Here is a 19,239-nt window from a genome sequence, read left to right as displayed (position 1 = left end):
CGGGAAGGGGTCACCCGGTGCCGGGGAGGAGCCGGGCGGCGGCGCGGCTCCCGGTCGCGCGTGACCGGGAGCCGGAGGCCCTACCGGCGGCCGACGTAGCCGCGGAGGTGTTCGGCGGTCAGGGAGGTTCCGGTCTCGACGAGCTCGGCGGGGGTGCCGGTGAAGACGACCCGGCCGCCGTCGTGACCGGCCCCCGGGCCGAGGTCGATGATCCAGTCGGCGTGGGCCATCACGGCCTGGTGGTGCTCGATGACGATGACCGTGTTGCCGTCGTCGACGAGGCGGTCGAGCAGGGCGAGCAGCTGGTCCACGTCGGCGAGGTGCAAGCCGGTGGTCGGCTCGTCCAGGACGTAGGTCGTGCCGTTCCTCGCCATGTGGATGGCGAGCTTGAGCCGCTGCCGCTCGCCGCCGGACAGCGTGGTGAGCGGCTGGCCGAGGCTGAGGTAGCCGAGGCCCACCGCCGCGAGGCGGTCGAGGATCACCCGGGCCTGACCGGTGGTGAACAACTCCCGCGCCTCGGTCACCGGCATGCCGAGGACCTCGCTGATGTTCCTGTCGCGCAGCCGGTACGACAGCACCTCGGGGGTGAACCGCTTGCCCTCGCACTCCTCGCACACCGACGCCACCTCGGCCATCATGGCGAGGTCGGTGTAGATCAGGCCGATGCCCTTGCAGGCGGGGCAGGCGCCTTCGGAGTTGGCGCTGAAAAGGCCGGGCTTCACCCCGTTGGCCTTGGCGAACGCCGCCCGGATCGGGTCGAGCAGCCCCGTGTAGGTGGCCGGGTTGCTGCGGCGGGAGCCGCGGATCGCCGACTGGTCGGCGACGACCACGCCGTCCCGCCCGGCGACGTAGCCGTGGATGAGGGAACTCTTGCCGGACCCGGCGACGCCGGTGACGACGGTGAGCACGCCGAGGGGGATCTCGACGTTCACGTCCCGCAGGTTGTGCAGGTCGGCGTCCTTGATCGCCAACGTCCCGGAGGGCCGGCGCACCTTCTCGCGCAGGCCCACCCGGTGGTCGAGGTAGCGGCCGGTCAGGGTGCCGGACGCGCGCAGCCCCGCCAGGTCGCCGGCGTAGCAGATCCGGCCCCCCTCGGTGCCGGCGCCGGGGCCGAGGTCGACGACGTGGTCGGCGATCTCGATCGTCTCCGGCTTGTGCTCCACGACGAGGACGGTGTTGCCCTTGTCGCGCAGCCGCAGCAGCAGGCCGTTCATCCGCTGGATGTCGTGCGGGTGCAGCCCGGCCGTGGGCTCGTCGAAGACGTACGTGACGTCGGTGAGGCTGGAGGTGAGGTGCCGGACCATCCGCACGCGCTGGGACTCGCCGCCGGACAGCGTGCCGGACTCCCGGTCGAGGCTCAGGTAGCCGAGGCCGATCTCGACCAGCGAGTCCAGCGTCTCCAGGAGGGTCTCCAGCAGCGGCCCGACGCCGGGGTGGCGGATGCCCCGGACGAACTCGGCCAGGTCGTTGATCTGCATGGCGGAACACTGCGTGATGTCACGGCCGTCGATCGTGCAGGAGCGGGCGGCCTCGTTCAGCCGGGAGCCGCCGCAGGCGGGGCAGCCGGTGAGCCTGACCGCCCGGTCGGCGAACGCGCGTGCCTGGGCCTGCATCGCCTCGCGGTCCTTGGCCAGGTAGGTCCGCCGGACCTTGGTGACGAGCCCCTCATAGGTGAGGTTGCTCGTCCCGATCTTGACCTTGGTGGCGGGCTTGTGCAGGAGGTCCTCCCACTGGGCGGGGGTGTAGTCCTTCAGCTTGAGGTCGGGGTCGAAGAAGCCGGAGTGCGCCACCAGCTGCCAGTGCCAGGTGTCCACCGCGAACCCGGGGACCGTGATCGCCCCCTCGTTCAGCGACAGCTCCCTGTCGACCAGCTGGTCGACGTCGATGTCGGAGACCTTGCCGAGCCCTTCGCACTCCGGGCACATGCCCTCGGCCCGGTTGAAGCTGAAGGCGAAGGGCGGGCCGACGTGCGGGGTGCCGATCCGGCTGAACAGGATGCGCAGCATGGTGTGGGCGTCGGTGGCGGTGCCCACGGTGGAGCGCGCGTTGGCACCCATCCGCTCCTGGTCGACGATGATCGCCGCGCTCAGGTTGCGCAGCGAGTCGACGTCCGGGCGGCCGAGACTCGGCATGAAGTTCTGGACGAACGCCGTGTAGGTCTCGTTGATCAGCCGCCGCGACTCCGCGGCGATCGTGTCGAAGACGAGTGAGGACTTGCCGGAGCCGGAGACCCCGGTGAAGACGGTGAGCCGTCGCTTGGGGATGTCCAGGGAGACACCGGTCAGGTTGTTCTCCCTGGCGCCGCGGACCTGGATGAGGTCATGGCTGTCCGCGGCGGTGTGATCCGCCGCGGGAAGGTCGTGGTGGTGCCGGACGCCGTCTGCCTGATGGCTGAAGACCACGGTTCGTTTCCATCCTCAACTGGTTGTTCACACGATGGGGGGAAGGATCGCGGAAGACCACAGCGGACGCCCGTCATGCGTCGTCGCCGTCCCCGATATTCATTCCTTCGAGTATTTCATTGAAGTCAACGTTGACACTTTTCCTTCGGTGGAGCGGTATATGCTGCGGACCCATGCGTAGAACCCTCAAATGCCGAGTGAATCCCGTCGTGGAGGGGGCGAAGCGATGAGCGGGGAACGGGCGAAGCTGCGTCCCGTCGACCTGGCGCGGCTGGCCGGTGTCTCCACGCAGCAGATCCGTAACTACGCCGACGCCGGCATCCTGCCTCCGGCTCCGCGGACGGCCGCCGGTTACCGCAGGTTCGACGCGAGGCACCGCCGGGCCCTGGTCACCTACCGGGCCCTGGCGAGGGGGTACGGGTGGGACACCGCCCGATCGGTCATGCAGGCCGTTCACGCGGGTGACCTCCCCACGGCCCTCGCCCTCGTGGACGCCGCCCACGCCGCACTGCACGAACAGCGGCTCTCCCTCCGGGCGGCGGGTGAGGCGCTCGAGGCGGTCGCGGGACAGACCCCGGAGATCCCCGCGTCACCGCGTTCGGGCATGCGCGTCGGAGAGGTCGCCGCCCACCTCGGAGTGCGCGCCTCCGCCCTGCGCGTCTGGGAGTCCGCCGGTCTTCTGACTCCGAAGCGCGAACCGGGCACCGGGTACCGGCGCTTCGGCCCGGACGACGTCCGGGACGCCCGGATGGTCGACATGCTCCGGCGGAGCCACTACCCCTTCCCGCAGATCCGGCTCGTCCTCGACGACCTGCGCCGGACGGGCGGCAGGGACGCGCTCCGCGCGGCCATCGAGCAGCGCCGGGCGGAGCTGACCCGGCGGGCGACGGCCATGCTCGAAGGCTCCAGCCATCTGCACGACTACCTCGAAGGCGGGGAACCGCCTCCCGGGCCCTCCCGTTGATGAAAAATCACCCGCAATGGCGATATTTTGTATTATTGAATAAGGGATTCCGTCGAGCCTCGTCAATGACGGAAGAATCGCAAGGCATTTTTCCACCTTCCGTGCGCACGTAACGACACAGACGATTCTCCGGACGTCGCATTACCTGGGAGAGGCTCGAAATCCGGAGATCGGAAGGGATCCCCACAATGTCGCTCATGCGCCGTCACATCACCACTCTGGCCCTGGCCTCGGCCGGCCTGGCCACCACCGCCGTCCTCGCGGCGCCCGCCCACGCGGCCGGCGCCACCGTCACGATGGGGTCGTTCGGGAACATGTCCGTCGTGGGCACGCTCGGCGACGACAGCATCGACATCAACGTGTTCGGCGGCAACGTCACCGTGTCGTCCCCCCTGCACTCGGTCACCGCGGGAGCGGGCTGTGCCCAGCTGGGGCCCAGCGTCGCCTCCTGCCCCGGGGTCCAGACCATCCTGGTCAACGTCAGGCCGGGCAACGACACCGTACGCAACAACACCAACCGGTTCGCTGAGATCTTCGGTTCGTCCGGCTCCGATCGCCTTTCCGGCGGTTCCGCCCGCGACGTCCTCGTCGGCGGCAGCGACAACGACTTCCTGTTCGGAAACGGAGGCAACGACACCACCGACGGCGGCCCCGGCTTCGACACCTGCGTCGGCGAGTCCGAGCCCAACTGCGAGGCGTAGCGGGGCGGGAAGCCCGTCCCGACCCCGGAAGATCCGGACCCTGGAAAGGGAGAACGAATCCCGGGGAAAGGGAAAAAGGGAAAAGCGGAATGGGGATCGGTGGCGGGGCACCGGCCCCCATTCCCATGGGTGACGGGTCAGGATTTCCATGGGGCGACGGGTCCCCATTCCCATGGGCACCGGTCCCCATTCCCACGGGCGACGGGTCAGGAGGCAGCAGACCCCGCCACGTCCCCGGCCCGCGGTGAGCCGGGCAGCCGCACCCGGGCCAGGACGCCGCCCCCGTCGGCGTTCTCCAGGGCGACCTCTCCCCCGGCGTCCCGGACGGCCTTGGCCACGATGGCCAGGCCCAGCCCGGAGCCGGGCATGCCGCGGGCCGCCGGAGACCTCCAGAAGCGGTCGAACACGTACGGCAGCTCGTCCGGCGGGATACCGGGGCCGCGGTCCCCGACCGTGAGCTCACCGTCGCACAATCGCACGGTCACCGGGCCGCCCCCGCCGCCGGAGAACTTGATCGCGTTGTCCAGCAGGTTCATCACGGCCCGTTCCAGGGCCGCCTGGTCCCCGTGCACGTACCAGGGTGCCGTCTCCACCTCGACGGGCAGGTCCGGGGCACGGAGCCGGGCCCGGCGCACGGCGGACTCGACCACCTCGTGCAGGCCCACCTCGACGTGCGGCTCGTGCTCGTCCTCCGAGCGGGAGAGCTGAAGCAGGTCCCCCACCAGCGTGGACATCTCCTCGAACTGGGCCTTGAGGTTGCCCAGCAGCCTGTGCTTCGGCTCCGGTTCGAGCGGCCGCCCGGTGTTCTCACTGCGCAGCAGCAGGTCGACGTTGGTGCGCAGGCTGGTGAGCGGGGTGCGCAGCTCGTGCCCGGCGTCGGCGATCAGCCGCCGCTGGCGTTCACGGGACCCGGCCAGTGCGGCGGTCATCGCGTTGAAGGAGGTGCTGAGCCGGGCGATCTCGTCGGTGCCCTCGACCGGGATCCTGGTGCCGAGATCCTCGGTCCGGGCGACGTGCTCCACCGCCTCGGTCAGGCGCCCGACCGGACGCAGCGCGGCGCGGGAGACGAGCTGCCCGGCCGAGGCCGCGCCGATCACCCCCAGTGCGGCCACCCCGGCGAGGACCCAGGCGAGCGTGGTCAGCGTGGAGTGGACGTCGTCCAGCGACCGCGACTCCATGACCACGAGGCCGGGACCGGCGTTGCGGGTCATCACCAGCACCTCCTCGCCGCCCTCGGTCACTCCCTCCCGCAGTTGCCCGGCCCCGGGGCCGGCCCGGGTCAGGGCCAGGTCGCGCGGGGTGACCCTGACCGGCGTGCCGCCCACGGCGCACGTGGTGCCGTCGGCGTAGACAAGCTGAACGGGCACGGGACGGGGCGGCAACGGGCGGTCGGGGACCGCCCCCGAGCAGTACTGCTGGATCCAGTGGACGTTCTGCGCACCCTTGGGGCCGTCCAGCGAGCGCTCCACCTGCCGGTACAGCTCGGCCCGGACGACGAACCAGCACAGCGCCGCGCACACGGCGATGGCCAGCGCCACCGCCGCGGCCACGAGGAGGGTCAGGCGCGAACGCAGGGAGCGGCGACGGCTCACGGGGAGTTCCGCAGCACGTAGCCGACACCCCGGACGGTGTGGATCAGACGGGGGCGCCCGCGCGCCTCGGTCTTGCGCCGCAGGTACATCACGTAGACGTCCAGGGAGTTGGAGGACGGCTCGAAGTCGAAGCCCCACACCTCGCTGAGGATCTGCTCGCGGGTCAGCACCTGCCGGGGATGCGTCATGAGCAGCTCCAGCAGCAGGTACTCGGTGCGGGTCAGGTCCAGCGGGGCACCGTCCCGGGTGACCTCGCGGCCGGCGGTGTCCATGCGCAGGTCACCGAAGACGAGGACCTCCTGCTCCCCGGCCGCGGGCGCCGCCGCGGCGCTGCGCCGCAGCAGTGCCCGGACCCGGGCGAGCAGTTCGTCCAGCTCGAACGGCTTGACCAGGTAGTCGTCGGCCCCGGCGTCCAGGCCGGAGACCCGGTCGCCGACGGCGTCGCGGGCGGTGAGCATGAGCACCGGGACGCGGTTGCCCGCGGCCCGCAGGCGGCGGCAGGCGGTCAGCCCGTCCAGCCGGGGCATCATCACATCCAGCAGGACGACCTCGTAGGGCTCCCGCTCCAGCGTCCGGAGCGCCTCCTGCCCGTCGGAGGCGAGCCCTACCCGGTAGCCCTCGAACTCCAGGCTGCTCTGCAGCGCCTCCCTGAGCGCGGGCTCGTCGTCCACGACCAGCACGCGCGCCGTCTCACCGTCAGCCATGGTCCTCACGGTAGACGCCCATCATGAGAACCCGATGAACGGCATCGCGGTGCTCCCCGGTGGGCTCATCAGGGAGCACCAGGGAGCCCACCGGGGGCCCGGCTGAGCTCAGGTGGGCCCTGGGGAGCCCAGGTGGGGTCAGGCCAGCACCGCCATGGCGGCGTTGTGGCCGGGGATGCCGCTGACCCCGCCGCCGCGCCGGGCGCCCGCGCCGCAGAGCAGGATCCGCTCGAAGGAGGTCTCCACCCCCCAGCGTCCCGGCTCGCCGTACGGCCAGGACAGGTCCCGGTGGAAGATGTGCCCGCCGGGCAGGCCCGCCTCCGTCTCCAGGTCTACCGGGGTCTTGACCTCGAGGCACGGGCTGCCGTCCGGAGCACGCAGCAGGCAGTCCTCGATCGGCTCGGCGAGCACCCGGTTCATCGAGGCGAGCGTGGCGCGCAGTGCGGCCTCGCGTGCCCCGGCCGGGTCGTCGCGGAACAGCCGGGCCGGCATGTGCAGGCCGAACAGTGTCATCGTGTGGGCTCCGGCGTCCCGCAGCTCCGGGCCGAGGATGGAGGGGTCGGTCAGCGAGTGGCAGTAGACCTCGGCCGGGGGCAGCGCCGGGATGCGGCCGGCCGTCGCCTCCGCGTGAGCGCGGGCGAGCTGGTCACGGCCCTCGTTGATGTGGAAGGTGCCGCTGAAGGCCGCCGCCGGGTCCACGTCGGCGTCCCTGAGCCGCGGCAGGCGCGACAGCACCATGTTGACCTTGAGCTGGGCCCCCTCGGGGGCCGGCTCGGCCGTGCCCAGCAGGCGGGCGAGCACGGCGGGCGGCACGTTCGCCAGAATCCGGTCGGCCCGGACCGCGTGCTCTCCGGTCGCGTCGCGGAAGGTGACCTCTCCCGAGGGGTCGACGGCGACGACCTCGGCCCCGGTGAGGATCTGGGCCCCGGCCGCGCGGGCGGCGTCGGCGAGACCGCCGGAGACCGCTCCCATACCGCCGACGGGGACGTTCCAGTCGCCGGTCCCGTCGCCGACGACGTGGTAGAGGAAGCAGCGGTTGGCCAGCAGACCCGGGTCGCGGGGGTCGGCGAAGGTGCCGATGAGGGCGTCGGTGAGCACCACGCCGCGCACCGTGTCGTCGGCGAAGCGTTCGTCCACCACCTCGCCGATCGGCCGCTCGAACAGGTCGCGCCACGCCTCGTCACCCACCAGGTTCCGCATGGCCCCGCGGTCCATGAGGGGTTCCAGCAGCGTCGGCGCGACCCGCTCGGCCACCGCGGCCGTCATCCCGTAGAAGCGCCGCCACGCCTCCAGGTCGCCGGACCCGCCGGTGACCCGGGCGAAGGAGGCGGCGGTCCGCCCGGCGTCGCCGTTGTCGACCAGCAGTCCGGTCTCGCCCACGGGCGTGTACGAGGCGTAGCGGCGGCGGCGCAGCGCGACCTTGAGCCCGAGATCGGCGACGATCTTCGACGGCAGGAGGCTGACGAGATAGGAGTAGCGCGAGAGCCTGGCGTCGACCCCGGGGAACGCCCGCGCGGAGACGGCCAGGCCGCCGACGTGGCCGAGACGTTCGAGGACGAGCACCCGGCGGCCGGCGCGGGCGAGGTAGGCGGCGGCGACGAGGCCGTTGTGGCCGCCGCCGACGATCACGACGTCATGGTGGAAACGTGGCATGGGACATCCCGGTCGAGGTGAGGGGTATGGGCGAGGGGCGGGGGAGACGGTTCCGGTCCCCGTGGTGCCGACGGCCACGGGGTCGCCGCCGGCGGTCACAGGAGCTGTCGCCGACGGTCACGGGCTTTGTTGCCGGCGGTCACGGGTGGCGGAGAGGGTGATGTTCAGCAGGGTGGCCGCGGGGCCGGTGGGTGTGCGACCACGGCGCCACACCGCGCGCAGCCGCCGCTCCAGGTCGATGCCCCGGGTGGGCACCTCGATCAGGCGGCCGGTGACGAGCTCGGTCTCCACCGCGTAGCCGCTGAGCACGGCGGGTGCGGCGCCCTCGCGGGAGGCGCCCTTGACGGCCGTGTTGGAGCCGAGCTCCAGCCTGGGCGCCGCCACGGTGTGGCCGGCCAGCGCGCGGTCCAGGGTCTCGCGGGTCCCGGAGCCGCGCTCGCGGACCACCAGCGGGGTCGCGGCGAGCTCGGCGGCCAGCAACGGGGTGCGGCGGCGCGACCACGGGTGCCCCGGCGCGACCACCACCACCAGACGGTCGGTGGCGACCACCCGCGACGCCAGCCCCGGCGGCACCGAGGGCCCCTCCACGAACCCGAGCTCGATCCCCGCGCCGACCAGTCTCGCGACCTCGGCCGAGTTCTGCACGTCGAGGCCGACCTGCACCTGGGGCTCCCGGTTCTGCAGCTCTCCCAACCAGCGCGGCAGCAGGTATTCAGCGACGGTCATGCTGGCCGCGATGTGCAGGTGGGCCGCCCGGACGTGCCGTACCGCCTCGGCGCCCCGCATCAGCTCCTCCGCCGCCGCCAGCACCTGCGCGGCCCAGGCGGAGATCATCACTCCCTGCGGGGTAAGGGTGGAGCCGCGCGGGGTGCGTTCCAGGAGCGGCAGCCCGAGGCGGCGTTCCAGCAGCGAGATCCGCTTGCTCACCGACGGCTGGGCGATGCCGGCGGCCCTGGCCGCCTGACCGAGGCTGCCCAGGCGGTCCACGTCGACGAGCAACCGCAGGGATTCGAGGTCGGGCAGCTCACTCATAGCCCTAGGCTATGACCTCACACACAGCCGGCGGCTACCCGGCGCGCCGCGGCGCCCGGACACTCGGACCGTGAGTCTCCTTTCGCGCCTGCGGACCTCCGTGTTCTCCGGCCGCCCCCGCGCCGCGGGCTCCGGGGTTCGCGCGCCGAGGTCCCACACGGCGAAGGCTGATACGACGGGGGCCGGCACGGCGGTGGCCAGTCCGACGAGGGCCGGCACGGCGGGAGTCGGCACGACAAGGGCCGGCGTGAGGGGATCCGGCGCGGCGTACACGGTGACGGCCGTGACGGCGTACGCGGTGGCGCTCGCGCCGGGGCTGGGCGTGGCGGCGTGCGCGGTGGCGGTGGCGACGGCGGTGAGCCGGATCTTGCCCGGGGTGAACCCGGCGGTGCTCGCGGTGCTCCTCGGAGCGGTGGCGGCCAATCTCGGCGGGTTGCACCGGTCGCTGTCGCCGGGGTTGAGGTTCGCGTCCCGCCAGGTGCTCCGCCTGGCGGTCGTGCTGCTCGGGCTGCAGATCGCGCTGCCGGACCTGCTGGCGCTCGGCTGGCGTGCCCTGGCGGTGGTCGCGCTGGCGACCGGCGTCACGTTCGCCGTGACGCGCCGGCTCGGGGACCGGCTCGGGGTGAACCCCCGCCGGTCGCTGCTGATCGCGACCGGGGTGTCCGTGTGCGGCGCCGCGGCCGTGGCGGCCATGCATGAGGTCGCCGGCAGCGACGATGACGACGTCGCCGCCGCGGTCGCCGTCGTCGTCCTGTACGGCAGCGTCTCGATCGTCACGCTGCCGCTGCTGGCGGGGATGCTGGACCTGTCACCGCACCGGCTCGGCCTGTGGGCCGGCGCGGCGGTGCACGAGGTCGCGCAGGTCGCGGCGATCGGCGCGGCGGCCGGGGCGGGTGTGCTCACGAGTGCGGTGGCGGTCAAGCTCGTCCGGGTCGCGCTGCTCGCCCCGATGACCGGGCTGGTCTCCGCCGCACTGCGCCGCGCTCCGGAGGCCCGCCGCCCCGGCACGGAACCGAACCGGCCGGAACACCCCACGCCGGAACCCGGCGAGCCCGGACGTCCTAGGACGGAACCGGACCGCCCGGAACGTTCGGCGGAAGGGCGGGCGGGTCGGCGTCCGCCGCTGGTGCCGCTGTTCGTCGTGGGGTTCGCCGCGATGGCGGCGGCGCGGAGCCTGGGCGTCGTACCGGCCGAGGTCACGCGGGCGGTGCCGGATGTGACGGCGGCGCTCCTCGCCGCGGCGCTCTTCGCCCTGGGCACCGGCGTCCGCCTTCGCGAGCTCGCCAGGGGTGGACGCTCGCTGCTCCTGGGCGGGCTGGCAACGGTGATCATCGGTGGGATCTCACTGATCGGAGTCCTCGTCATTGGCTGATGTTTGAGTGGACGTCTACCGCCAACAGCCGTAACGTGCTCATTTTGGAGAAGAGAGTACCGTTTACACCGTTCCCAAAAAGGGCAGTGACTACGGCCTCGGACGAGGAGACAGAACCAGCTCATGGGTATCACCCGACAGCCCGACGACAGCGTGCTCCGACCCTCGGCCGAGGTGGCGGAGGCACTGGAGCAGGGTGCCCCGGTCGTGGCACTGGAGTCCACGATCATCTCGCACGGCCTGCCCCGCCCCCGCAACCTGGAGGTCGCGCTGGAGCTCGAGGAGATCGTCCGGGAGGCCGGCGCCGTGCCGGCGACGATCGCGGTGCTGGACGGTGTGGCGCACATCGGTCTGGACAAGAGCGAGCTGGAGCGGATCGCCGACGACCCCGGCCTGCGCAAGCTCAGCTTCCGCGACCTGCCGGCCGCCACCGCGCTCAAGGCGAGCGGGGCGACGACGGTGTCGGCGACCTCGTTCCTGGCCGCGCGGGCGGGCATCCGGATCTTCGCCACCGGCGGCCTGGGCGGTGTGCACCGCGAGTGGGCCGAGACCCAGGACGAGTCCGCCGACCTGGACATGCTGAGCCGGACGCGGATCACCGTCGTCTGCGCGGGTGTGAAGTCGATCCTCGACGTCCCGGCCACGCTCCAGCGGCTGGAGACCCGCGGCGTGACCGTCGCGGGGTTCCGCACCGACGAGTTCCCCGGCTTCTACCTGCACTCCTCCGGCGAGCGGGTCGACTGGCGGATCGAGACCCCGGCCGAGGCTGCGGGCATCATGCGGGCCCAGGACACGCTCGGCGGCCCGGAGACGGCGCTGATCGTCGCCAACCCGGTGCCGGTGTCCGAGCAGCTCGACCCCGAACTGCACGACCGTGTCCTCGCCGAGGCGCTCGCCGCCGCCGAGCAGGAGGAGGTCACCGGCCAGGCCATCACCCCGTTCCTGCTGGGTTACCTGGTACGCGGCACCGACGGCGCCTCCCTGGAGGCGAACCTGGCCGCCGTACGGGGCAACGCCCGTCTCGCCGGGAAGATCGCGGCCGCCTTCCGCCGCGGAGACTGAGGAAATCTTGACCGGAACGGGCCTGCTGGTCATCGGCGACGTGGTCACCGACGTCGTCGCGCTTCACGACGGGCCGGCCCTGACCGGCCTGGCCGTCGGCACCGACACCGCAGCCGACATCGTGCTGCGGCCGGGCGGCTCGGGGGCCAACACGGCCTCCTGGGCCGCCCGGCTGGGTGCGGACGCCCGCATCCTGACCCGCGTCGGCTTCGACACCGGCGAGTGGCACGCCGCGGAGCTGCGCCGGTTCGGGGTCAGACCGCACCTGAGGATCGACCCGAACCGGCCGACCGCGGTGGTGATCGCCATGGTGGACGGGAGCGGTGAGCGTTCCATGCTCACCAACCGGGGTGCGGGCGGGCACATCGGCATCGACGACTGGGACGAGAGCCTGCTCGACGGGGTGGGCCACCTCCACCTGTCCGGATACACGTTGTTCGCCGAGCCGGGGCTGCAACTGGCCCGGCTGGCGCTGGCCGAGGCGTCCCGGCGCGGTGTGTCGATCAGCGTGGACCCCTCCTCGACGGGGTTCCTGCGCTCGTTCGGGCCCCAGCGGTTCGTCCGGGAGACGCTCGCCGCCCGGCTGATCATCCCCAACCTGGACGAGGCGCTGTTGCTCACCGGTGAGACCACCGCCGAGGGTGCGGCGGAGGAGCTGAGCCTGCGTTACGGGGCGGCGGCGGTGAAGCTGGGCGCCCGCGGTGCCCTCATGGCCAGGAACGGAAAGTTGTCCGCCCGGGTTTCGGGACTCGCCGCCGAGGTGATTGACTCCATCGGAGCGGGGGACGCGTTCGCCGCCGGCCTGCTGACCGCCCTGCTGAACGGGGCCGACGACGGGGCCGCGCTGGACGCCGGACGCCGTGCCGGGGCGGAAGCGGTGTCGGTCGTGGGCGGCAGACCCCGTATTCTTCCGTCTGACATGAGTCCCAATCGGCTTTACCCTCTTAGTACCAATTGATAGCTTGCGGCGTAGGCTGCACCATTAGCCACATGCGTCACTTTGGGGAGGATGCGGTCCGTCGATGGATGCCGAGTCATCGATCTGCCTGAGTGATCTGATCCCGGCCCTGCGCTGGAGCCGTCCGCAGCAGGTCGCCGAAGCCCTGGCCGACTCCCGGCTGCCCGCCGGCTGGTGGTCCTCGGTCACCCTGTCCAGAGCGCTCGGCACCGCCGGGCTCGACTGGATCTGCGACCGCCTGGCCCGGCTCTCGCTCTCCCGCTGGGACCACCTGCCGCTGAGCGACGTTCTCCCCGCGTTGCACGTGCACACGGTCGACCCCACCCTGCCCGGCTGGCCCGAGGCGACGCGCTCGGCCATCAGCGGGCTGGGCGGCTGGTCCCGGCTGCGCCGCCTGACCGCCGCCGACCTGGCCGGCCCCGCGATGGCCTCCAGCCCCCAGGACCTGGTCACGGCCATGTTCCGCGAGGTCCTCGGCCACGTTCCCGGTGTTTCCGATGTCGCCGGTGTCGCCGGTGTCGCCGAGCAGGAGGCCACCGCCGAGGCCGCCGTCCAGGCGCTCCCGCAGGTCCCCGCCCAGGCCCCGCCGCAGGGCCCGGTCCCCGCGCCCGTCCCGCCGCAGGCACCGCAACCGCGGGAGCAGCGGCAGGCGCCGTCCGCCGAAACCGCCCCGGCCGCACCGGCCGCTCCGCCCGAGCCGAAGCCCGTCCGCCTCAGCGACTACCCGCTGGTGGGCCTGGTGGAGAACATGTTCCGCGACTGGGGGCCCCTGGAGCGCGCGGTCGCGGTGGAACGACTGTTCGCCGTCGACCCGATCAGCCTGCGGGCGCTCGCGCACAAGCTCAACGCCGACCGCGACGCGCTCTCCGCCGCGCAGCGGGCCGCCGAGGAGCGCATCCTGCTCTGGCTCCGCTCCCCCGAGTCAGCCCCGCTGACCGGCCACATGTTCGGACTCACCGAGTGGCTCGGCGCCGCGGCGACCGAGGACCAGCTCGTCGGCGCCGATCCCGCGCACCCCATCGAGGTGCCCACGCTCCGCACCCCGCTGTGGCGGGTGCTGGTCACCCTCATGCCCGACCGGCGGCTCCAGGACGGCTGGCTCGTCGTGGGCGATCTGGGCGGCCTGCGGGAGCGGACCCGCCGGCTGCTGGCCGTCAAACCGGCCGACGCCGACGTCTTCGCGCTCCTGGACCACCAGCTCGGCATCCGCACCCACTCCGCCCAGGCCTGGCTGGACGCCCTGGCCGCGAGCGGGACGCAGGAGTCCGCGTCCGCGCAGCCGGCCGCCGAGGCCGCCAGGCAGCTGCCGCGCCGTACACCGGGTGCCAACGGTCACCACCACCGGGGCGGGCAGCCGATCCCGCAGGTGACCGCCTCCGGTATCGACCCCCGCGCCGCGCTGGCCACGCTGTCGGCGCTGTCCGGGGGCAACACCCGGCCGCACCTGATCACCAGCCAGCGCGCGCCGCTCCACCCGCCGACGAGCCCGTCCACCGACCCGAGCCGCTGGCAGCGGATCGAGGTCACCAGCGACCACCTGCGGGGCGGCCCGGTGGCCGTGCCGGAGGGGTACGCCACCCAGCTGGGCATGCGTCCCGGAACGCTGCTGTCGGTCACCGGCCCCGGCGACAACGCGGTGGTGCTCGTCTGGCGGGACCAGCCGGTCTTCGACTCCCTGCAGCCGGTGCTCATGCGGCTGAACGCCCGTCCGGGCGACCAGGTCTACGTCACCGTCGACGGCTACCGGCTGGAGGCCCAGCTCCCCGCCTGAACGACGTCCGGCTCCCCGGCCGAACACCGCGCGCCCGGCCACCGGCCGGGCGCGCCATGATCTACTGAGTGCTTCCGGGATCTCTGAGCGCTTTCGGCCCCGGAGCTCCCGGTCTCACCTTTGCCGGTGCCGGGCCTCCGGCCTCTGACTCCTCCCGGAAGATCCCTGCGGACCGTTTCCCCGGGGAGGTCCCTGGGGCCGTCTCCCTTCGGGAGATCCCTCTGGGCCGCTTCCTCCGTAGTGAAGGTTCCTCCGCAGTGAAGGGGGGCCGCGTCCCTCAGACCGTGACGGCGGCGCGGCGGCGCTGCCAGAGGGAGTCGACGGCGAGGGCTCCGCCGCCGCTGAAGGCGATGGCCAGCGCACCGGCGGCGAGGGCGAGGACGAACTCGTAGCCGCCCTTGTCGGCCGAGAAGCCGTTGGCGCCGTGAACGAAGACGATCGCGCCGAGCATGGTGATCGCGAGCAGCGGGCCGAAGACGGGCAGGGCGGCACCCAGGATGAGGGCGACGCCGCCGACGACCTCAAGGGTGGCGACCACCGGGGCGGCGACGCCCGCCAGCGGGATGCCCACGGATTCGAAGAACGCCGCGGTCTGGGCCAGCCCCATGGTGGTGAACTTCTGCCAGCCGTGGACGAAGAAGATCACGCCGAGCGCGATCCGTGCGATCAGCAGGGCATATGGCCGCACCTGGTCAAGCATGATGACTCCCGTTGTCATTCGAATTTGTACAAACCATAGCGGGTGGTTCAAATTTGAACAAGCCATAGAATGTGGAGGTGAAGGACACGAGATGGCTCAGTGAATCCGAGATGGACGCATGGATGGCCTATGTCGCCGCCACACACCTGCTTGAGCGCCGCGTCGAGGAGCAGCTGAAAGCCACCTCCGGCCTGACCCACGCCCAGTACGAGATCCTGGCGAAGCTGTCCGCCTCCCCTGACAGGCGGATGCGGATGACCGAGCTGGCCCGCGAGATCGTCGTGTCCAAGAGCGGGCTCACCTACCAGATCGGACAGCTGGAGAAGCGAGGACTCGTCGAGCGGACGACCTGCCCTTCGGACGACCGAGGTGTCCTGGCCGTGCTCACCGACCAGGGGGTGCGCTGCCTGAAGCAGACCGCGCCGGGACACGTGGCCGTCGTCCGGGCCTTCCTGATCGACCGGCTCACCCCGGAGGAGATCGAGACCATGCGGCGCGTCATGACCAAGGCGCTCGCCGCGATGGAGTCGGCCCCCGGCCCCGTCTTCCGGTCCGCGGCTTCCGCCTGCTCGCCGCGGGACCCGTCCCTGCCGGAGGGCTGACCGGTCCCGCCTCCCGGTCGCACCGGTTCGCCCGCGCGGACCCCGCCCGATTCCGGTCCCGCGCGGACCCCGCCCGGCTCCGGTCCGGCCGTCCCGGGCCGGGCCGGCCGGAGGAGCGGGACACCGAAGCCGGTACGGCTCGCCCGGGGGCGTGCCGTGCGAGCCGTACCGGTTCTCGGGCCGCACCACCGGGTCAGGCGGTGGTGCAGCCGATCCGGGAGGGCACCCCGTTGGCTCCGGCCCAGGTGCCGGTGAAGCCGAAGGAGGTCGAGGCGCCCGGGGGGAGATCGCCGTTGTGGGAGACGTTCCCGACCGAGACGTCCGCCCCGCTCTGGGTGTGCCGGCCGTTCCAAAGCTGGCCGACGGTCTGCCCGTCGGGGAAGGTCCAGCCGACCGTCCAGCCGGTGATCGGCGTGGTGCCGCTGCTCCTGACGGTCACCTCGGCCTGGAACCCGCCCTGCCACGAGCCGACGACCTTGTACGTCGCCGCGCAGGCCCTGCCGCCGGTCGGGGTGACCGTGGGGGTCGCCGTAGGGGTGACGCTGGGCGTCGGGCTGGGTCGCGGGGCGGCCATCGCCAGGTCGTAGGCCCGCTGCGGCACGAACTGCCCGGCCCCGGCGATGCAGCCGTCGGCCTCGCCCGGTGGTTTGACCCACAGGAAGGCGTCGATCGCGGGGTCGCCGGTGGCGTCGGTGCTCGGCGTGCCGATCGCCCGTCCGGCCGGGTCGCACCACTCGCTCCCCTGTGGGCCGTTGCCGTTGCGGCTGGTGTCGACGACCGCGCGCAGCCGGGAGACGCCCGTCGCGGAGATCACGCTCTTGGCGTACGCCACCTCGGTGGAGGTCCAACGGTAGTTGGAGACGTTGACGGAGATCCCGTCCGCGCTGCCCGCCACGTCGGCGGCCTTCAGGCGGACGGCGGCCTCGGACGCCGACAGCCACCCGGAGTGGCCGATGTCGAAGTAGACCTTCGCCGCGGACGAGGCGGCCCTCAGCTTCCTGCCCGCGTACGCCATGGAGGCGTTGGTCTCCTGCTGCTGGGCGGGGCTCATGCAGTTGGTCATGATCGGAAGCACGTCCGGCTCCAGGATGATCGACGCGGGGCGTCCCTGGAGCCCTGCCGCGACCTCGTCGATCCACTGCCGGTAGGCCGCGTGGCTGGGTGCGCCGCCCGAGCTGGCACCGCTGCAGTCACGATTGGGGATGTTGTAGACGACGAGGATCGGGATCTTGCCCGCGCTCGCCGCCGCTCCGGTGAACGCCGACACCTCACCGCGCACGGTGGAGGTGTTGGTGGTGGTGAACCAACGCCCCTGAGGCACGGCGGCGATCCTGTCGCGGATGACGGGCGCCCGGGAGTCCCCCGGATTGACCGCCACCCATTCGGCGGCGTTGGTCTCCGGGTCGACGTAGAAGGGCGAATCGGCCGCCGCGGCACCCGAGGCGGCGGTGATCGCGGCGCCGGACGCGACCACCAGGGCCGCGCAGAGCGCGGCCAGAACTGACCTTCGTGGCATGGGTGGCTCCTTGCGGGAGGTGTGGGAGCGCTCCCAAAATAGGCACAACGCGTCCCGGGAACGCAACCGTGAGCGCCCCCTCCCCGCCGTCCACCGCTCTCAGCTGGGCGGACCTCATCCCCACCCGATGAAAGTTTCACCCTGTCCGGCATGGATCGACGGTATCCACCCTTTTGTCAGACCTGTGACACCCCGGACCACGGCCAGGACGCCCGGCGTCACGACAGGGCACCAGTAACCGCGGACAGGACACCCGACCCCCACCGACAAGGCCCCCAGCACCACCGACAGAAGGCCCGGCCTCCTCCACCGGCCCCGGCGCGGCCTCGGCGACCTCCGGATGGGACGATCACAGTCGGCAACCGCGCGTGACACCCGAGGACGACTCGTGAACATCTGGCTCACCACCGCTCTCGCCGTCGCCGGCGGACTGGTGGTGCTGTGGCTGGCGGCCCTGGTCACCCTGGCGATCACCCGGCCGCGCGCCGGTCTGCTCACCGAGGCGATCCGGCTCCTGCCCGACCTGCTGCGGCTCATCCCACGCCTGGCCCGCGACCGCACCCTGCCGCGCGGGGTCCGCGTCCGGCTGTGGCTGCTGCTGGGCTACCTGGCCCTGCCGATCGACATGGTCCCTGACTTCATCCCGGTCCTCGGCTACGCGGACGACGCCATCGTGGTCGCCGTGGTCCTGCGTGCGGTCGTCCGGGCCGCCGGGCCCGAGGCGCTGGAACGCCATTGGCCCGGCACCGACGGCGGGCTCGCCGCCGTTCGTCGCCTGGCCGGCGCGAGCCGCTGACGTCGGCCCGCGCGAGCCACCGGCGGTTTCTCCGCGCGCGGCACCGGAGGGGTGCCCGGCCGGAGTCCACGTCCCCTGCAAGCGGGACACAAGCCGGTACTGGCACGCTTTACCCCAGCCGCAGTAAAGAGGGGGCATATGTTTGGAATCGTCCGCCCGTGTCGCCATGGGATGTGCAGCGGGCTGTTCAAGGAGTGGATGGCGCATCTCTGCGGGCTCTGCCTGGCGCTCCGCGATGAGCACGGTCACGCCTCCCGGGTGGTGACCAACTACGACGGCCTGCTCGTCTCGGTGCTCACCGAAGCGCAGGCGGTCGCCTCGGCGCCGCAGCGACGAGCCGGGGCGTGTGCCCTGCGCGGGTTCAAGGGGGCCGACGTCGTCGAGGCCGAGGGAGTGCGACTGGCCGCGTCGGTCTCGCTGATCCTCGCCGCGGGCAAGGTCAGGGACCATGTCGCGGACGGGGACGGCGTCTACGCCCGGAAACTGGTGGCGGCCGCCGCCGAGCGGGTCGCCGCCCGCTGGTCGGCCTCGGGGTCCCGTACGGCCACCGCGCTCGGCTTCGCCCCGGAGCCCCTGACCCGCGCGGTCGAGGCACAGGCGCTGCTGGAGGGCACCCCGGGCCTGGGCCTGCTGGAGCTCACCGGCCCCACCGAGGAGGCGGTCGCCGCCGCCTTCGAGCACACGGCCCTGCTCGCCGGCAAGCCGCACAACCGGGAGACGCTGCGGGAGGCGGGGCGCCACTTCGGCCGGCTGGCCCACCTGCTCGACGCGGTGGAGGACCTGGCCCGCGACCGTGCCGACGGCGCCTACAACCCGCTGCTCGCCTCCGGCACCGACCTCACCGAGGCCCGCCGGTACGCCGACGACGCGCTGCTGGGCCTGGAGCTGGCGGTGGCCGAGCTCGACCTGGAGAAGCGCAGCCTGGTCAAGGCACTGCTCGTCAAGGAGACCGGACGCTCCGTCGCCCGCGTCTTCGCCGCGGGCGGGCCGGACGCGGCGGAGACCGAGGAGGAGGCGCCCGGGGCACCGCCCCGCGACCCACGCCTCAAGCCGGACCCGGGCGGCCTGCTCTCGATGATGTGCGCCGCGATGGCCTGCTGCACCTGCGGCCTGTACCGGCCGCCGTGGGACGAGGACCGCTACAAGCCGTGCTCCGAGCGGTGCGACGGCGGTGGATGCGACGGGTGCGGCTCGTGCTGCGACGGGTGTTCGGGCTGCTGCGAATGCTGTAGTTGCAGCAGCGACTCCTGTAACTGCGACTGCAACTGCGGTTGATCTCCGGCGCGGGCCGCGATCGGGTGTTCCGGCCGGTGGAACGCGCGGGCGCCCGCGACGTGACTCCCACAACCGGCGACAAGCGCTTTCCATGGGGCCGCCGGCAAGGACGGTGATCGTTCCGCCGGCGGCCCGCGCC

General features: G+C 72.5%; 16 protein-coding genes. 9 read left to right on the top strand and 7 right to left on the bottom strand.

The window, feature by feature from the left end:
- Positions 1–80: 80 nt before the first annotated feature.
- Positions 81–2,006 carry an ATP-binding cassette domain-containing protein gene (locus tag F4562_RS28350; RefSeq protein ID WP_246474518.1) on the bottom strand — a complete coding sequence of 642 codons (1,926 nt, stop codon included), beginning with the start codon at positions 2,004–2,006 and terminating at the stop codon, positions 81–83.
- A 622-nt stretch (positions 2,007–2,628) separates the two neighbouring features.
- On the opposite strand from F4562_RS28350, the gene F4562_RS28345 reads away from it, so the two are divergent.
- A complete protein-coding gene (locus tag F4562_RS28345) occupies positions 2,629–3,366 on the top strand; it encodes a MerR family transcriptional regulator (RefSeq protein WP_184541401.1) in 738 nt (245 codons plus the stop codon).
- A 197-nt stretch (positions 3,367–3,563) separates the two neighbouring features.
- The gene (locus tag F4562_RS28340) at positions 3,564–4,067 is read left to right on the top strand and encodes a calcium-binding protein (protein WP_184541402.1); all 504 of its coding nucleotides are present in this window, start codon (positions 3,564–3,566) and stop codon (positions 4,065–4,067) included.
- Between the two features lie 206 nt (positions 4,068–4,273).
- Here the strand turns inward: F4562_RS28340 and F4562_RS28335 are convergent, their stop codons facing one another.
- The 4 genes from F4562_RS28335 to F4562_RS28320 all read right to left on the bottom strand — a co-directional run bounded on the left by F4562_RS28335 (position 4,274) and on the right by F4562_RS28320 (position 9,048).
- Positions 4,274–5,659: a HAMP domain-containing sensor histidine kinase gene (locus F4562_RS28335; protein WP_184541403.1), complete on the bottom strand. Its 1,386-nt coding sequence runs from the start codon at positions 5,657–5,659 to the stop codon at positions 4,274–4,276.
- The gene (locus tag F4562_RS28330; RefSeq protein ID WP_184541404.1) at positions 5,656–6,363 is read right to left on the bottom strand and encodes a response regulator transcription factor; all 708 of its coding nucleotides are present in this window, start codon (positions 6,361–6,363) and stop codon (positions 5,656–5,658) included. Before F4562_RS28330 ends, F4562_RS28335 begins: the two co-directional genes overlap by 4 nt.
- 138 nt (positions 6,364–6,501) lie before the next feature.
- Positions 6,502–8,016: a phytoene desaturase family protein gene (locus tag F4562_RS28325; RefSeq protein WP_184541405.1), complete on the bottom strand. Its 1,515-nt coding sequence runs from the start codon at positions 8,014–8,016 to the stop codon at positions 6,502–6,504.
- A gap of 117 nt (positions 8,017–8,133) precedes the next feature.
- A complete protein-coding gene (locus tag F4562_RS28320) occupies positions 8,134–9,048 on the bottom strand; it encodes a LysR family transcriptional regulator (protein WP_184541406.1) in 915 nt (304 codons plus the stop codon).
- A gap of 247 nt (positions 9,049–9,295) precedes the next feature.
- Between F4562_RS28320 and F4562_RS28315 the strand changes: the two genes are divergently transcribed.
- The 4 genes from F4562_RS28315 (at position 9,296) to F4562_RS28300 (ending at position 14,211) form a co-directional block, all read left to right on the top strand.
- Positions 9,296–10,420: a YeiH family protein gene (locus F4562_RS28315; protein WP_184541407.1), complete on the top strand. Its 1,125-nt coding sequence runs from the start codon at positions 9,296–9,298 to the stop codon at positions 10,418–10,420.
- A gap of 123 nt (positions 10,421–10,543) precedes the next feature.
- Positions 10,544–11,482, top strand: coding sequence for a pseudouridine-5'-phosphate glycosidase (locus F4562_RS28310; RefSeq protein ID WP_184541408.1), 939 nt, complete (start codon positions 10,544–10,546; stop codon positions 11,480–11,482).
- 7 nt (positions 11,483–11,489) lie between these two features.
- Positions 11,490–12,440 (top strand): carbohydrate kinase family protein, encoded by a 951-nt coding sequence (locus tag F4562_RS28305; protein ID WP_184541409.1) that lies wholly within the window; start codon positions 11,490–11,492, stop codon positions 12,438–12,440.
- 64 nt (positions 12,441–12,504) lie between these two features.
- Complete coding sequence (locus F4562_RS28300; RefSeq protein ID WP_184541410.1) at positions 12,505–14,211, top strand: hypothetical protein; 1,707 nt, start codon at positions 12,505–12,507, stop codon at positions 14,209–14,211.
- Positions 14,212–14,488: 277 nt separating this feature from the next.
- Here F4562_RS28300 and F4562_RS28295 read toward each other — a convergent pair whose 3' ends face one another.
- Complete coding sequence (locus F4562_RS28295) at positions 14,489–14,911, bottom strand: DoxX family protein (protein ID WP_184541411.1); 423 nt, start codon at positions 14,909–14,911, stop codon at positions 14,489–14,491.
- Positions 14,912–14,988: 77 nt separating this feature from the next.
- On the opposite strand from F4562_RS28295, the gene F4562_RS28290 reads away from it, so the two are divergent.
- Positions 14,989–15,513, top strand: coding sequence for a MarR family winged helix-turn-helix transcriptional regulator (locus F4562_RS28290; RefSeq protein WP_184541412.1), 525 nt, complete (start codon positions 14,989–14,991; stop codon positions 15,511–15,513).
- A gap of 193 nt (positions 15,514–15,706) precedes the next feature.
- On the opposite strand, the gene F4562_RS28285 is transcribed toward F4562_RS28290, so the two are convergent.
- Complete coding sequence (locus F4562_RS28285) at positions 15,707–17,029, bottom strand: glycoside hydrolase family 6 protein (protein WP_184541413.1); 1,323 nt, start codon at positions 17,027–17,029, stop codon at positions 15,707–15,709.
- A gap of 388 nt (positions 17,030–17,417) precedes the next feature.
- Between F4562_RS28285 and F4562_RS28280 the strand changes: the two genes are divergently transcribed.
- Positions 17,418–17,825: a YkvA family protein gene (locus F4562_RS28280; RefSeq protein WP_311733983.1), complete on the top strand. Its 408-nt coding sequence runs from the start codon at positions 17,418–17,420 to the stop codon at positions 17,823–17,825.
- A gap of 138 nt (positions 17,826–17,963) precedes the next feature.
- Complete coding sequence (locus F4562_RS28275; RefSeq protein WP_184541415.1) at positions 17,964–19,100, top strand: DUF5685 family protein; 1,137 nt, start codon at positions 17,964–17,966, stop codon at positions 19,098–19,100.
- The last annotated feature ends 139 nt before the right edge of the window (positions 19,101–19,239 follow it).

It is taken from the genome of Streptosporangium becharense (assembly GCF_014204985.1).
GTDB classification, from domain to species: Bacteria; Actinomycetota; Actinomycetes; order Streptosporangiales; family Streptosporangiaceae; genus Streptosporangium; species Streptosporangium becharense.
This window is presented reverse-complemented; position numbering and strand designations above follow the sequence as displayed.